Origin of the sequence: Bradyrhizobium sp. Ec3.3 (genome assembly GCF_000472925.1) — a bacterium.
GTDB lineage: Bacteria > Pseudomonadota > Alphaproteobacteria > Rhizobiales > Xanthobacteraceae > Bradyrhizobium.
On sequence record NZ_AXAS01000030.1, the window covers coordinates 55207 to 69655 of the forward strand.

At 65.2% G+C, this 14449-nt stretch carries 9 protein-coding genes; 3 read left to right on the forward strand and 6 right to left on the reverse strand.

Annotated features, from left to right (window positions below; translation table 11 throughout):
* Positions 1 to 16 precede the first annotated feature (16 nt).
* On the reverse strand, positions 17 to 1063 hold the full coding sequence (locus YUU_RS0125900) for an Ldh family oxidoreductase (RefSeq protein ID WP_027524989.1): 1047 nt from the start codon (positions 1061 to 1063) through the stop codon (positions 17 to 19).
* Positions 1064 to 1368: 305 nt separating this feature from the next.
* Here YUU_RS0125900 and YUU_RS0125905 point away from each other — a divergent pair, with 305 nt between their 5' ends.
* Positions 1369 to 5472 (forward strand): GAF domain-containing protein, encoded by a 4104-nt coding sequence (locus YUU_RS0125905; protein WP_027524990.1) that lies wholly within the window; start codon positions 1369 to 1371, stop codon positions 5470 to 5472.
* Here YUU_RS0125905 and YUU_RS0125910 read toward each other — a convergent pair.
* From YUU_RS0125910 to YUU_RS0125925, 4 genes are all read right to left on the reverse strand, one after another.
* Positions 5446 to 5787 (reverse strand): hypothetical protein, encoded by a 342-nt coding sequence (locus tag YUU_RS0125910; protein ID WP_027524991.1) that lies wholly within the window; start codon positions 5785 to 5787, stop codon positions 5446 to 5448. The two genes, YUU_RS0125905 and YUU_RS0125910, sit on opposite strands and share 27 nt — an antisense overlap.
* 273 nt (positions 5788 to 6060) lie before the next feature.
* Positions 6061 to 6867, reverse strand: coding sequence for a WecB/TagA/CpsF family glycosyltransferase (locus tag YUU_RS0125915; protein ID WP_027524992.1), 807 nt, complete (start codon positions 6865 to 6867; stop codon positions 6061 to 6063).
* Positions 6860 to 9145 (reverse strand): exopolysaccharide transport family protein, encoded by a 2286-nt coding sequence (locus tag YUU_RS0125920; protein ID WP_027524993.1) that lies wholly within the window; start codon positions 9143 to 9145, stop codon positions 6860 to 6862. Before YUU_RS0125920 ends, YUU_RS0125915 begins: the two co-directional genes overlap by 8 nt.
* A 322-nt stretch (positions 9146 to 9467) precedes the next feature.
* Positions 9468 to 10274: a bifunctional 2-polyprenyl-6-hydroxyphenol methylase/3-demethylubiquinol 3-O-methyltransferase UbiG gene (locus YUU_RS0125925; RefSeq protein WP_027524994.1), complete on the reverse strand. Its 807-nt coding sequence runs from the start codon at positions 10272 to 10274 to the stop codon at positions 9468 to 9470.
* Positions 10275 to 10697: 423 nt separating this feature from the next.
* On the opposite strand from YUU_RS0125925, the gene YUU_RS0125930 reads away from it, so the two are divergent.
* Positions 10698 to 11726, forward strand: coding sequence for a glycosyltransferase family 2 protein (locus YUU_RS0125930; RefSeq protein ID WP_027524995.1), 1029 nt, complete (start codon positions 10698 to 10700; stop codon positions 11724 to 11726).
* A gap of 3 nt (positions 11727 to 11729) precedes the next feature.
* Here the strand turns inward: YUU_RS0125930 and YUU_RS0125935 are convergent, their stop codons facing one another.
* On the reverse strand, positions 11730 to 12719 hold the full coding sequence (locus tag YUU_RS0125935; RefSeq protein WP_084801564.1) for a glycosyltransferase: 990 nt from the start codon (positions 12717 to 12719) through the stop codon (positions 11730 to 11732).
* A gap of 244 nt (positions 12720 to 12963) precedes the next feature.
* On the opposite strand from YUU_RS0125935, the gene YUU_RS0125940 reads away from it, so the two are divergent.
* Positions 12964 to 14310 carry an O-antigen ligase gene (locus YUU_RS0125940; RefSeq protein WP_027524997.1) on the forward strand — a complete coding sequence of 449 codons (1347 nt, stop codon included), beginning with the start codon at positions 12964 to 12966 and terminating at the stop codon, positions 14308 to 14310.
* Positions 14311 to 14449: the final 139 nt, after the last annotated feature.

Sequence of the window (14449 nt, forward strand, 5' to 3'; positions counted from 1 at the left end):
TTCTCTCCGTTTTCCGTCAGGCGAGGTCGAGCTCGAGCTTGTAGTCGCGCGCCAGCGCGCACAGCTTCTCCCAGGTCGCGTCCTCGACCGCGATGCCGTCGCGTAGTCGTTCGATTTCGCGCAGATGCTCGACCTCGCCAGGATAGAATACCCCGCGGCTTCCTTCCGACGGCGGAGTCGACTTCAGGTAACGCGCGAACTCGGCGACCTCGCGCTTGAAATCCTTCAGGGGGCGAAACGCGGCGACGTTGAACACCGCCATGAAGCATCCGTCATTGTGCCGGCCGGTCGGCTCGACACCGAAGCCGAGACCGGTGAGCAGGCCGCAGAGCACCTCGACCATGGCGGCGAGGCCACTGCCCTTGTAGCCCTCGCTGCCGCCGAGCGGCAGCAGCGCGCCGCCTTTGCGATACTGCGTAGGGTCGGTGGTGTGCCGCCCTTCGGCGTCGATGATCCATCCCGTGGGGATCGCTTCGCCGCGGGCGACCGCGAGCGGGATCTTTCCGGCGGCGACTGCCGAAGTCGCCATGTCCAGATAGAACGGCGCCTCCAGATCGGACGGCACCGCGATTGCGATCGGGTTGGTGCCGAGCCGCGCCTCGCGGCCGCCGAACGGCGCCACATGTTTTGGCGAGCGGCCGGAGTCCGCCGTCGCAATCCCGATCATGCCTTCGCGCATCGCCATCAGCGGATAGGCGGCGAGCCGGCCGACATGGCTCTGCCGGAATACGGTGCAGGCGGCGACGTTGGCGGCTTTCGCCTTCTCGATCGTGAGCGCCATCGCCTTGGCGTTGACGTGGAAGCCGAAACCCCAGTGGCCGTCGATGACGGTCGTGGTCGGCGTCTCCTGCACGATCGTCCATTGGACGCCGGGCACGATGTGGCCGGCCTTGATGCGGTCGATATAGGTCGGGATGGCGATCACGCCGTGGGAATCGTGGCCGGCGAGGTTCGCGTTGACGCAACCGGTCGCGACCGCGTCGGCTTCCTCGTCGGACGCTCCGGCTGCCCGAAGCAGCGCGGCGCTGACGCGCGTGAGGCGGTCGGCCTTGACGATCGGCATGGCGTTCCCTCGATGCCCGCCCTTGGCGGGCGTTGGTTGTTGAGGGCCATGGTCTCAAAGCGCAGGCGCGATATCAATCTCCCGTAAACCAAATCAGGGCTGCAAATCCGTAAAGGAGCCGTGCGCGGATGCCGCTGCTGGTGCGAAAGGCCGCCTCCACCGTAGTTTTGCGAATGGTTTTGCGCCACTCGTTCGCAGCTCGTTCACTTTGATTGCGGGTTTGCGGGAGGCAATAACGACCACTTAGGCGGTCGGCGCCGATAAAGTCCCGGGAAAAATGGCAGGAATGCCCGGGAGTTGAGACCTTGCAGACGACCCTCGCGCGCACGTTTGCTGCGTTGAGTGCCATCAACGAAGCCATCCTGTATGCGAAATCGCCCGAGGAGCTGTACCAGAAGGTCTGCGACGCCGGGTTTTCGAGCGGTGACTTTTTGGCGGTCTCGGTGTTCCTGGTCGAGCCGGATGGCCGGCGGCTGCGCTTTGCGGCCGGCTGCGGCGAGGACGTTGCCCGGCTGCGGTCCATCAACATCACCATCGAGGAAGGCACGCCGGAAGGATCAGGCGTTGGCGGCGAGGCGTTCCGCACGCAGCGGCTGTGCATCAGCAATGATTTCCTGAACGATCCGCGTTCGCTGGCCTGGCGCGATGGCGTCATGAAGGCGGGCGTCGGTGCGGCCGCGGCGCTGCCGCTGATCTGCAATGGGAAGAGCATCGGCGTGCTGTTCGTCACCCGCAGCGAGGCCGGATCGCTCGACGAGCAGATGGTCTCGCTGTTCACGCGCATGTCGTCCAACATCTCCTATGCGCTCGAAAATCTCGAGCGCGAAACGGCACGTGTCAGCGGCGAAAAGGCGATGCGTCGGCTGAACCGCATGTTCAGCGCCATCAGCGCGACCAACGAAGCCATCCTGCGCGCCAAGACCGAGCTCGAGCTGTACCAGCTCGTCTGTGACGCCTCCGTGCACAGTGCCAAGTCGATTGCGACCATCGTCCTGCTCCGTGAGAAGGGTTCGCACTGGTTGAAGCCGGTGACCGGAACGGGCGAGAATCTCGAACTGGTCACCCAGGCCAGCTACTCGATCGATCCCGACAATCCATTCGGCCGCGGCATTTCCGGTGAAGTGTTCCGGACACAGAGTCCGGTCGTCGAGGACGACCTAGCCAGCCGCACCAAGGGAACGCCGTGGGAGCAGGCCAACATCAATACTGGCGTCGCGGCTTGCGTGGCCGCGCCGCTGATCAAGCGCGGCGACAGCGTCGGGGTGCTGCTGTTCTTCATCAGTCGGTCCTGGGCGAAGGACCAGGAGATCGTCGGCCTGCTGCTGCGCATGGCGGAGAACGTTTCCTTCGCGCTCGAGAATTTCGGTCGTGAGGCGGACAAGGCACGGATCGCCCAGGAGGAGGAGCGGCTGGCACGGATGTACGCCGCGCTCAGCGCCACCAATGAGGCGATTTTGCGCGCGCGATCGCGTGCCGAACTGTTCGATCTGGTCTGCGAAGCCACGGTACAAGGTGCAAAATTCGCCTCGACCACGATCTTTCTGGCCGATCTTGACGCCGAACTGCTCCGTGTCGCGTCGAGCTATGGGCCGCATGCGGAAGATTTGCGCAACTACACTTTCGCCCTCACCGACGCAGTGCCGGAGGGACGAGGGCTGACCGGAACCGCCTTCCGGACCCGCCAGACCTATATTAGCAACGACCTGCTGGCCGACCAGCGCATCAAGCCATGGCACGAAAGCGCGCGTCGCGCCGGCATACATTCTTCAGCGGCCTTGCCGCTGTTCAACGGCAGACGGGTCGAAGGTGTGTTCCTCTTCAATGCAGTGGAGCGCGATACATTCACTCCGGAGTTCGTCGAATTGCTCCAGCGGTTGCAGGCGAACGTCGCCTTTGCGCTGGAGAACTTCGACCGCGCGGAGGAGAAAGCTCGGGCCGACAGGCAGCGCCACAGGCTGGGCGGCATGTTCGAGGCGCTGTGCGCGACCAACGAAGCCATCATGCGCGCCAAGACGCGCGAGGAGCTGTTCGAGGTCGCCTGCCAGGCTGCCGTCCTCGGCGGGATGTTCGCCTCGACCACCATCGCGATCATGGATCCGAAGTGCGAATCCGTCCGCGTCGTCGCGGCGAAGGGACGCAAGCACGAGCGAATGCTCGGTCGCACCTGCGTCATCTCCGTCGATCATCCCGAAGGCAGCGGCCTGATCGGCACGTCGGTGCGGACCCGGCGGGCCTGCGTGATCAACGACTATCTGAACGATCCGCGCTCCGAGCATTGGCGCACCCAGGCGAACGAGGACGGTACCCGTGCGGCGGCGAGCTTCCCGCTGCTGCGCGCAGGTCGCGAGCCAATCGGCATCCTGCTGTTCCTCGCGCCCGAGGAAGATACCTTCACGCCCGACCTCGTCGAGCTGCTGGAGCGCCTCGCGGAAAACGTCTCCTTCGCGCTCGCCAATTTCGACCGCGCCGAAGAGAAGGCTCGTACCGAGGAGCAGAAGGAGCGCCTGACGCTCATGTTCGCGGCGCTGAGCGCGACCAACGAAGCGATCATGCGGGCGAAGTCCCGGGCCGAATTGTACGAGCTGGTCTGCCAAGCGGCGGTGCTCGGCGGCAAGTTCACCTCGACCACCATCGCGCTCGCCAGTGCCGACAGCGACCAGCTCGAGATTGTGGCGACCGCCGGACCATCCTCCGAGACGACGCGGAACGTCAGGCTGTCCATCGACGCCGCGCGCCCCGAAGGCCGTGGCATGAGCGGAACGGCGTTCCGCACCCGGCAGCCCTGCATCAGCAACGACTATCTGAACGACGACCGGGTCGCCGCTTTCCATGCCATCGTTCGCAACGACCGGGCACGGTCGGGTGCCGCATTCCCGCTGATCGCACACGATCAGGCCGTCGGCGTCATGATCTACATGTCGACCGAGCACGCGGCGTTCACCGGCGAGTTCGTCGAGCTGCTCCAGCGCCTCGCCGACAACGTCTCCTTCGCGATGGAGAATTTCGATCGCGCCGACGAGAAGAACAAGGCCGACGAGCGCATCGAATATCTCGCGTCCCATGACAGCCTGACCAACCTGCCGAACCGCGAGACGTTCAACGGGCTCTTGCGCGCGGCGATCGATACGGCGCTGCGCCACGAACATCGGTTTGCGCTGCTGTTCATCGACCTGGACCGGTTCAAGGTCATCAACGATTCGCTCGGCCATGAGGCGGGCGACCTGCTCCTGCTCGAAGTCGCCGATCGGCTGCGCAGCGCGCTGCGGGCGAGCGACGTGGTAGCTCGGCTGGGCGGTGACGAGTTCGTGGTCATTCTCGACCAGTGCGGCGAGATCGACGACGTCCAGCGCATTGCAACCGGGCTCCTGACGGCCCTCGCGCAGCCGATGGAGCTTGCCGGGCACGAGTGTCACACCACGGCCTCGATCGGCATCGCGATGTATCCGGCCAACGGAGCCGACGCGCAGACGCTGACCAAGAATGCCGACATGGCGATGTACCTCGCCAAGGAAGACGGCAAGAACGGCTATCGCTTCTTCTCCAAGGAGGTGAAGACGCAGTCGATCGAGCGGCTGTCGCTGGAAAGCGCGCTGCGCCGGGCGCTGGAGCGCGAGCAGTTCGCACTGAACTACCAACCCAAGGTGGACATCGAGACCGGCCAGATCACCGGCGTCGAGGCGCTGCTCCGCTGGACGCATCTCGAACTCGGCAGCATATCGCCGGCACAGTTCATTCCGCTCGCCGAGGAGACCGGCCTGATCGTTCCGATCGGCCGTTGGGTGCTGAAGGAGGCCTGCGCGCAGGCCATGGCCTGGCAGCGCCGCGGGCTGCTGCCGCTGTCGATGGCGGTGAACCTGTCACCGCGGCAGTTCGCCGACGAGCATCTGTTGCAGGATGTCGACGAGGCGCTCGCGGCGAGCGGCATGTCGCCCGTGCTGCTCCAGCTCGAAGTCACCGAGAGCATGATGATGCGCAACGTCGGGCGCGCGTTGAAGGTGCTCGACGCGATCCAGAGCCGCGGCATTCGCCTTGCCATCGACGACTTCGGCACCGGCTATTCATCGATGTCGCTGATGAAGCACTTCCCCATCGACACCATCAAGATCGACCGCTCCTTCGTGCGAGATCTGCCGCATGACAGTGAGGACCAGGCGATCGCGCAGGCGATCATCAGTATGGGCAAGGCGCTCGGTATGACGGTGGTCGCCGAGGGCGTCGAGAACGCCGAGCAGGAGGCGTTTCTGCGGACCCATGGCTGCGACGAGATGCAGGGCTACCTGATCGCAAAGCCGCTGCCGGCGCGGCAGATGGCCGAGCTGCTGCGACCTACGGCGCCGCCGCTCCAGCCCGAGCAGGGCGCAGGTGACGAGGCGGAGATCACATCACGGCTGAAACGCGCTGTCGTCTGACGGCAGCGGGTGCAACTCGCGAATGGCGTGATCATCACCCTCGGACTTACTTGGAAAATCCTGGGGCCCCGTCAGCGACGTCTGCTCAACGAACAGCGCGAGGATCGCACGCGCGCCGTCGGCGAAGCTCGCGCTTTCGTGCAAGCCAAGCTCGCAACACAATGTGCCGCTCATCGGCTCATGGTCGTCGACCACCGCCATGGCGGGCCCCCACCACCAGGCCGGCGCCGGCGAGCGCTCGCCCTCGGGCACGGCGTGCCAGCGGGCGAACTCGTCCATCACGCGCTCGAACTCCAGGCGGTGAGCCTGATGCATTGCTTCGGTGCTCCCTGTCCCGCGCCCGAAAACAGGCCGATCAGTTAAGAACTTGGTGACGGCCTTGACGCGGTGAGAAAATCCGCTCGCGCAAATCCTGGCGAGCCATTCAGGCCGACCTCATCGTCGGCCACGCGAAAAAAACAGGCGACTGGGCATTTGCCGGCGCCGACCGCGTTGGAGTGTTCTAGCCGCCAAGGCTGCCGCCTGGCAAGGCGCGGAGTCTACAGATGCCTAACGCGAGTTTAGCAGAAGCCTCGTCGTGCGGCTACGCTAGCGGTTGAACGGCCGATTGCGGCTGAACAAGAGATAGAGCGCGCGAGGATTGGTGGTCAGATAGCGCCAGAACAGGCGCCGCGGCTCGAGCAGGGTGCGCCAGGCCCATTCCAGCCCGATCGTCCGCATCCATTTCGGCGCGCGGCTCCGGCTGCCGGACAGGAAATTGAACAGGCCGCCCGCGGTCTTGATGATCCCGACATTGGTGAGGTGTGGCGTGTACTCCTCGACGAAGGCCTGCTCGAAGGGAACGCCGAGTGCGACCCAGAGATAATCCGGCGCGAGCATGTTGATCTCGTCGACCTTGGCTCGCAGCGCATCGCCACGGAGATAACCGTGACTGTGTCCGACGATCTTGAGGTTCGGATACATCTTCTGAACCTTGGCGACCGCAGCAGCGTTTTCGGCCTCGCTGGCGCCCAGCATGTAGAACGTCCGGCCGGCGGCCTCGGCCTTGCGGGCGACGACATGGAAGAGATCGGTGGTCGCGACGCGCTCGGGCAGCGGGAACCAGGATTGCAGCTTGGAAGCCGCGACCAGCGGCTGGCCGTCGGCATTGATCAGGTCGGCGGAGCGGAACAGGCGCTCGGTTTGCGGCTCGGTCGAGCAGCGCGCCAGCACTTCACCGTTGGCGGAGGTCAGATAGAGCGGGCGGCCGACGCGATGACGCGGGTCGGTCGCCTCGATCATGAAATCGGCGGTCGCTTCCAGGTCGAGTGCGGCCATGCGAAGACCACCGACGGTGATCCGTGGGACCTCGGCCGTTGCGGTGCGTCCGACCTGATTGACGCGGCGCTCAAGCATATTGTTTGTCTCGCTGGCGCGATTGGGTCGCGGGATTGAGCTCGTTGAGGATGACACCGACGAGCTTGCGCTCGGCAGCGCCAAGCGCGGTGAGGATGTCTTCCATGGCTTCGTTGATGTCGAGGTGAGTGGGCAGCACGGCCACCAGCGCGTCGGCTGCATCGAGCAGCTTGCGGTCGGCGGCGTTGAGCGGCATCGCCGGCCCATCGAGAATCACGAGATCGGTGCCGCCTGCGGAACGTGCCTGCACCACAGCCTTGCGGATGGCCTCGGCGGCCTTGCCGGCATCGCCGTCGGCGACGGGCAGCACAGAAATGCCGTTCGCGGTCTTGATCTCGCGCGAGGCCTTGTTGCCGATCGAGAGCCAGCCGAAGCGGCCCGGCTCGCTCTTGCCGGGGCGGCTAATCTTGCTGGAGAGCTGGTGGGCCTGGTGATCGGTGTCGATCATCAGCACGCGCGTGCCGTCGCGAGCGGCAGCGAGCACGAAGTTCAGCGCGGCGACGCTGCGGTCGGCCGTCGCCCCGGCGCCGACGATCGCAATCACCGGCATGGTCTTGCCTGCCGCATGCCGCGTCGCCGTGGCGCGCATATCGCGCATCGCGTTGATGAGCGTCGTCAGCGGAAATCCAGGACGGAGGGTCGGCCAGCCCAGCCGGCTGAGATCGACCGTATTGCCGACGGCGAGGATGGCGCCGAGCGTACGCATGACGTCGGCCTCCTGGAGGCGCGCGATCAGCGGCTTTTCGACCAGTGTCAACGGCGGCGCCTGTGGCGCGGAGGCGTCGTCGACCGGTGCCTTGGGAGCCTCCGGGACTACCGTGCGCTCGCGGCGGGTCGGCTCCGGCTCCATTGCGCCGGCGGATAGTTGCCTGACGGCGACGAACCAGCCGGCGGCGGCGAGCGAGCCGAACAGGAAGCCGATCATGGCGAACAGGCTCATCGCCGGCGGGAACGAGCGCCGCTGCGGCACAGTGGCCTCGCCGATCACGCGGGCCGCCGATGTGTTCAGGCTTTCCTGCTCCTCCGTCTCGCGCGAGCGCTTCAGGAATGATTGATAGACATCGCGGCTGGCCTCCGCCTCGCGCTCGAGCTCGCGCAGACGCACCGCGGCCTGGCTGAGCTGCACGCTCTGCCGTTTCTGCGTCTCCAGCGCCCGGTTCAGCGACGCCTCGTAGTCGCGTGCGCGCGTCAGGTCGTTCTTGGCAGCCTGCGCGAAGCGGTCGATCTCCTCGTTGATGGTGCGCTTGAGATCCTCGACCTGCTTCTCGGTCTGGCGCAGCGCCGGATGCCGCGGCCCGAGCTCGGCGGCCTGCTCCGCGTATTTCTTGCGCGCATCGGCATATTGAGCGCGCAAATTCGCGATGGTCGGCGATTGCAGGGCTTCCGGAATGGCACCGGCATCGGTCGCGGTGCGCCGGCTCGCCTCGATCTGGTCGTAGCGCGCCTGCGCGTCCAGTGTCGCCGCGCGCGCCGCGGCAAGCCGCTGGTTGCTGGCGGAAAGCTGCTGGTCGCTGATGAGCGTGTCCTGGGTGCCGACGAAATTGTTCTGCGCCTTGTAGGTCGCCAGCGCCGTCTCGGCCGTACGCAGCCGCTCGCGCAGCTCCTTCAGCCGGCCGGACAGGTCGTTGGTGGCGCGCCGCGCCGCCAAAGCCTGCGAGTTGCGCGACTCCGCGAGATAGACGTTGGTCAGCGTGTTGGCGAGCATCGCCGCCTTCGCCGGATCGGTCGACCAGACCTCGACGTCGACGATGAAGCTCTTCTCGGTCTTGCGGATCGTGATGCGCCGATTCAGCGCCTCCAGGGCGCCAAGCTGAACTTCCTTCTTGTCGTCCGCGGAGGGAGCGCGGCCCTGGAGACCGATCAGGCCAAGCAGCGACGACATCACGCTCCCGCCGTCGCCGCCACCGAACTCGGGGTCCTTCTCGAGATTGGCCTGCTGGATGACCTGGAGGAGGACGCTGTTGGAGGTGATCAGGCGCGCCTGGCTCTCCACCACCATGGACATGCCGGAAACGTCCTGCGCGCGCGGCGTCAGCTCGCGGTCGACGAGTTGCAGCTCGCGCGGATCGACATAGAGCTGGGCGGTTGCGGTGTAGCGCGGCGTCAGGCTCTTGCCGACGGCGACCGCGAGGCTCGCGCCGATCAGACCGGCGGCTGCGATTGCAGCCTTGCGCCGCCAGAGCAGATGGACGAGCTCGAGCACGTTGAAGCCGGCCGATGGCGCGGGTTGCCCGACCTCTCGCTTCGATCGCTCTATCGGCTGGTCATAGTCAAGCATGATCCCCAGCTTTCACTCCAACTGCCGCAGGCTGAGGGGCTACTCTTCGGGTTACGCGCTGCGCCCCGGATATAGGCGCTGAACAAACGCAACAGGGAAAATTAACCATACTCATTGAGGGACTATTCACTGAAATGGCAAACAAAGCGTTTAAGCGCATACGAGCGCGCGGCGCGTCGTTGTGACGCTTCAACCGCCGCAGTCCCCCCGGAGATTAACGGTCCGTTACCGCGCACGCGGTGGAGCGTGCACGTGTCCGACGGCGCGGCGTCGCGGGCAGGGCCCGCGTGTCGGATATCGTAGCGCGCCGTCGTCATGGTCGTCAGCGTTTTCGCAGGATGACGTGATAGTCGCCGCGTCGCACGTCGGTGCCGCGCGGCAGCATGAAATTCAGCGCCGCTACGCCGGCATCGACGAGAGCGGCGAACAGCGGCTTGCGCTTGCGCATCTCGGGATAGCGCGGGCTTTCGACCTCGCGGCGGTAGATCGTCTCGAGCCCGTGCGCATCCGCAAATGCTTCGAGATTGGGAAGCGTCACCAGCGGGTGGAAGAAGGTCGGGAACGGCGCTTCGCCCGGCTCGCCTGCATTCTTGATGCCGCGGACATGGCGGTAGAACCAGACGTGGAACCAGTGCGGCGAATATTTGGTGACGACGCCGGACAGCGAGCGCGGATTGGGCGCGCCGATCAGGATCATCCCGCCGCGCCTCAATGCCTCGCGGAAATTCTTCAGCGCGGCCTCGACGTCGGGCAGATGCTCGATCACGTTGTAGCAGATGACGAGATCGACACTCTCCGGCTTGAAGCGGTAGGTCTGGACGTCGCCGAGGATCGCTTCCTGGGCATAGTCGTTGTTGCGGATCTGGTCCTCGTCGATATCGACGACGGTGACGTGGCCGCGGTTGAGGATCTCCAGCGGCAGGAAGCTGCTGGAGCCGCCGCCGGCCTCGTAGATCGCGAGCTGACCTGGCGGCAGCTCGCGGCGCAGGACGTCGTGAACGGCGAGCAGGCTGTCGCGCGCCTCGCCCGAGACGAGGTCGAGCAGTGCCTTTGTGTGTGCCGGCGGAGTTATGGCGCTCGCATCAATGCGGGTCGTAGTCGCGAAATCGATCGTGGCTTGTTTATTCATGTTCTTCAATCGCGCGGGTTCGTTTCAAATTACAGGGAATCTCTCGCACGCTCGAAGAGCAAATTCGATGCCGCCGGAGCGCGATTGGTTGCGGTGCTTACGGTTGAGTTAATGCGAGGGTCCGTTAACTACGGCATCGTCCGCATCGTACCGCGGCTGCGCGCTGGTTCGAAAATTGCAGAAGCACCTCGATGCAAATTCGCAAGGAAAAACCGTGAAAGCGGCGATGTGGATGACGATGAGCTTGCAGGCGAGGCTGGATCCCTCGGTTTACGCACCTGCACCGCGCGCAACGGCGTCATTCGGCATGAGGCAACGTTCCGCGGGACAGCGCCATATTGGGACATCTGTGTTTCGCAGCAAGCTTGCTGTGCCGTCCTGGAGCAGGGGTTTTTCAACACATCTCGGCCATTCAACGATATCATGACCCTGATCCCGACCGAGCTGTCCACGAGTCGCATCACCGACGCCGTGCGCGACCCCAACCGGGAGATTGCCGCGAGTTCGCGCGTTCTCGACCTGTCGGTCGGCACCGTCGTCTGCATTCCCTGCTTTCGCCGGCCGCAGCATTTGCGGCTGACGCTGGAATCGCTGGCGGGCCAGCGCACGCCGCGCTCCTTCGCCGTGGTCATGGTGGAGAACGACGCCTCGCGGCGCGAGAGTGCGCCGGTCGCCGCCGAGTACCTGGATGCCGGGAAACTCCAGGGCATCTGCCTGGTCGAGAAGCGGCAGGGCAATTGTCAGGCAATCAACGCAGCCTTCGAGACCGCGCAGATGTTGTTTCCGCTAGCCACCCGCTTCCTGATGATCGACGACGACGAGATCGCCTCGCCCGACTGGCTCGAGCTGATGGTTCGTACTGCGGAAGCGACCGGCGCGGACGTGGTCGGCGGTCCGGTGCTGCCGCTCTTCGACGACGACAGCAAGCCGTGGCTCGCGCGCCATCCCGCTTTCTGTCCGGCCTATGATTACAGCGGCGCGGTGCCGCTGATCTATGGCTGCGGCAATTGCCTGATCACGCGTTCGGTGTTCGACCGGCTCGGCACTCCGGCCTTCGACCTCCGATTCAATTTCCTCGGCGGCGGCGACTGCGATTTCTTCGTGCGGTGCCGGAACGCCGGCATGACATTCCACTGGACCGCGGAAGCCGTAATCACCGAGACCGTGCCGCATGGCCGGACCAGCCTCGTCTGGATCGCAAAGCGTGGCCTGCGCATCGGCGCGATCAACTATCGGGTGCAGTTCAAGGCGGCAAAGACTGCGGCGGCGCGAACGCGTGTCTTTACGGCGATGCTGGGAAGACTGCTGCTGTCGCTGGTCCGCGCGGCGCGCTTGTCGTTCACGACCAAAGCCGTCGTCGCGATGCATCCCGTGATGGTCGCGTTCGGCAGCGCGCTCGCAGCCTTCGGCATCGAGCAGCGGCCGTATGAGGCCTCGAAGATCGTCTCCTGAAGCCTAGATACCGAAGCGGGCGAGAACGAGCTTCGCGAGTGATCGCGGCAGCGCGGTGAGCGACCGCTGCCCGACCATGCGCATATAGCTCAGGGCATCGCCATAGCGTCCGAAGCGGACGGCCTGGGTCGCCGCATAGGTGATGAGATGGATCTCGGCCGCCTGCCGCAGGCCCGGCCGGCTCTCCGGCGCGAGCTTGCCGAGGATCAACTCGTCGGCAAAGACGCGCTCTACTGCCGGAAAGAAGTCGCGCGGCGAGCGCGCGGCAGCGTTCATGGTGTTGGCAGTGTGGAGGCGATAGTCGAGCAGCAGCGCAGGCACGAACTGGAAGTCGCCGATCGCGGCTAGACGGCACCAGCAATGCCAGTCCTCGCAAAACTTGAGCCGCTCGTCGAACCCGCCCGACGTCCGGAACGCGTCAGCGCGCACCAGCATGATGCCGCCATTGACGATGAAGTTGCCGCGCGCGAGCCGCGTGAGCACATCGCCTGACGGCTTCTTGCGTCCTTGCAGGAGGTCGCGCCGGCCGATCGGCCGTCCATCACTGTCGATCAGATCGTAGTCGCCATAGACGAGGACGGCGGCGGGCGCGGCCTTCGCGGCCGCGACCAGCGTGGCTACTGCGCCGGAGCGTAGACGATCGTCGGCGTCGAGGAACAGCAGCCAATCTCCGTGTGCGGTGCGTGCGCCGAGATTTCGCGCCGCCGAGACGCCCGTGAGCTCGTTCGCGACCAGGTGCAGCCGGCTGTCGCGGATGGATCTGACGATCGCTACGGTGTCGTCGCTCGAGCCGTCGTCGATGACAATGACTTCGCCGACATCCGCGCTTTGCGCGAGCGCGCTGTCGATCGTCTCGCGGATATAGGCGGCGGCGTTCTTGGCGGGAATGACGATGGAGACGAAGCTGGCCGAACGTGCAGTGCGATTGGCGCGCTCCTCGGCGGGCGACGGCCCGCCCAGCGGTGGATCAAGGATGGCGCCGGTGGTGGTCAATTTGACGCCTCGTCGTCTGGAGCTATGTTCTTAATGGTTCGTTAACCGGGCCGCATATCGGCCCCGGCGCCGCACGATGGCGGCTTGGGTCACTTCCGATGATAGCCAGATAAGGGTCAAAGCTTTGCAGCAAAGGCCGCTCAAAGCCGGCTTTTGCATATTAGCGTTAAACCCCCGACGCGAGGCGTGTCCGGCAAGCCTGCTGGTTGACGAAGGGTTAGCACGGGTCGGTTAAGGGTGACCGATGGATCGCAGTGCCGCTGACATGACTGGCGTTGGGGCCCGGCCGCTCGGTCAGGGCCTGCGCGCATTCGTCGCCGGGCTCAACGTCCTCGAGGCCGCGCGCTGCGTCCTTGCCGTTGCGGCGCTGCTGCTGGTGCTGGTGACGCTGGAACCGTTCCCGGATTTGCGCAATGCCGACCTCGCCACCGCCGCCTCGGGCCGGATGGCGCTGTCCTATATCGCCTTTGCGGGGCTCGCCGCCGCTGCCGTGCTCTTGACGTTCGCGCAAGACGCGCCGTCGCTTAAGACCCTCGTGACGCCGCTGCATCTCTGTTTCGTCGGCTGGATGCTGATCAATATCGTCTTCTCGGAGAACCGCGGCGTGTCCGCGCAGCGTTTCGTGCTGACGGCGAGCGTGTCGGCGCTCGCCATCCTGCTGCCGCTGCTGCCGCCGACGCAGAAGAGCTTCAACCGGTGCCTCGGGCTCGCCGCCCTCGTGCTGCTCGCTTTGTGCTATCTCGGCGTCATGCTGGCGCCGCAGCTCTCGATCCACACCGCGGCCGATATCACCGAGCCGCAGCTTGCCGGCGACTGGCGCGGCACTTTCGGCCACAAGAACGTCGCCTCGCCGGTGATGAGCTGCCTCGTCTATCTCGGCATCTATCTCACCGCCGTCGGCTCCTTGGTGATGGGACCCGTCATCGCAGCGCTTGCCGGCATCTTCCTGATCTTCACCGGCGGTAAGACCTCGTCGGTGCTGTGTCTCGTGATCTACGTGCTGGCCTCGGTCGTTTACCTTACCCGCAGCCTCTGGCTGAAGCGGCTGATCTGCCTCGCGCCGCTGATCGTGATGAACCTGCTCACCGTCGGCAGCGTCGCAAGCCCTACACTGGCGTCGATCACCCGGGCCCTCCCGGTCGATCCCACCTTCACCGGCCGCAGCGACATCTGGGAGTTTGCGCTCACCGCGGTGGCCGAGAAGCCGATCCTCGGCCATGGCTACGCGGCGTTCTGGGACGACGTCACCGAGCGGCAGACCGCAAAAGGCGCCGAATGGGCGGTGTCTGCGGCGCATAGCCACAACAGCTATCTCGATCTCGCCGTCACCATCGGCCTGCCCGGCCTTTTGCTCGTGATCCTGATCTTCGTCTTCACCCCGCTCAACAATTTCCAGGCGGCGCAGCGCGGCAGTCGCAGCGGCGCGCTGGCAAAGCTCTTCCTGACGATCTGGCTGTTTGGCCTGTATTACGGGACGACCGAGACGTTCCTGCTCGACCGGCAGAATCCAACCTGGTTCATGTTCGTGCTCGCGGCGGCCGGCCTGCACTTTCTTGCCAGGTTCCAATGCGTGGACAAGGCGGAGTCCTGAGCCGCCGACGGCTTGTCGCAGGGCGACGAGGCTCCGTACGTCTCAGATCGGGACACGAGCCGTTCTGCGTGGGAGCGCGACGGTATCAGCTTAACGATAAGCAGCGACGTAACTTGTGGTTGGCGACAAAACGTTATTC

Coding starts and splice junctions, on each gene's coding strand:
- YUU_RS0125900 (WP_027524989.1), bottom strand. CDS start 1,063: ATGCCGATCGTCAAGGCCGACCGCCTCACGCGCGTCAGCGCCGCGCTG.
- YUU_RS0125910 (WP_027524991.1), bottom strand. CDS start 5,787: ATGCATCAGGCTCACCGCCTGGAGTTCGAGCGCGTGATGGACGAGTTC.
- YUU_RS0125915 (WP_027524992.1), bottom strand. CDS start 6,867: ATGCTTGAGCGCCGCGTCAATCAGGTCGGACGCACCGCAACGGCCGAG.
- YUU_RS0125920 (WP_027524993.1), bottom strand. CDS start 9,145: ATGCTTGACTATGACCAGCCGATAGAGCGATCGAAGCGAGAGGTCGGG.
- YUU_RS0125925 (WP_027524994.1), bottom strand. CDS start 10,274: ATGAATAAACAAGCCACGATCGATTTCGCGACTACGACCCGCATTGAT.
- YUU_RS0125930 (WP_027524995.1), top strand. CDS start 10,698: ATGACCCTGATCCCGACCGAGCTGTCCACGAGTCGCATCACCGACGCC.
- YUU_RS0125940 (WP_027524997.1), top strand. CDS start 12,964: ATGGATCGCAGTGCCGCTGACATGACTGGCGTTGGGGCCCGGCCGCTC.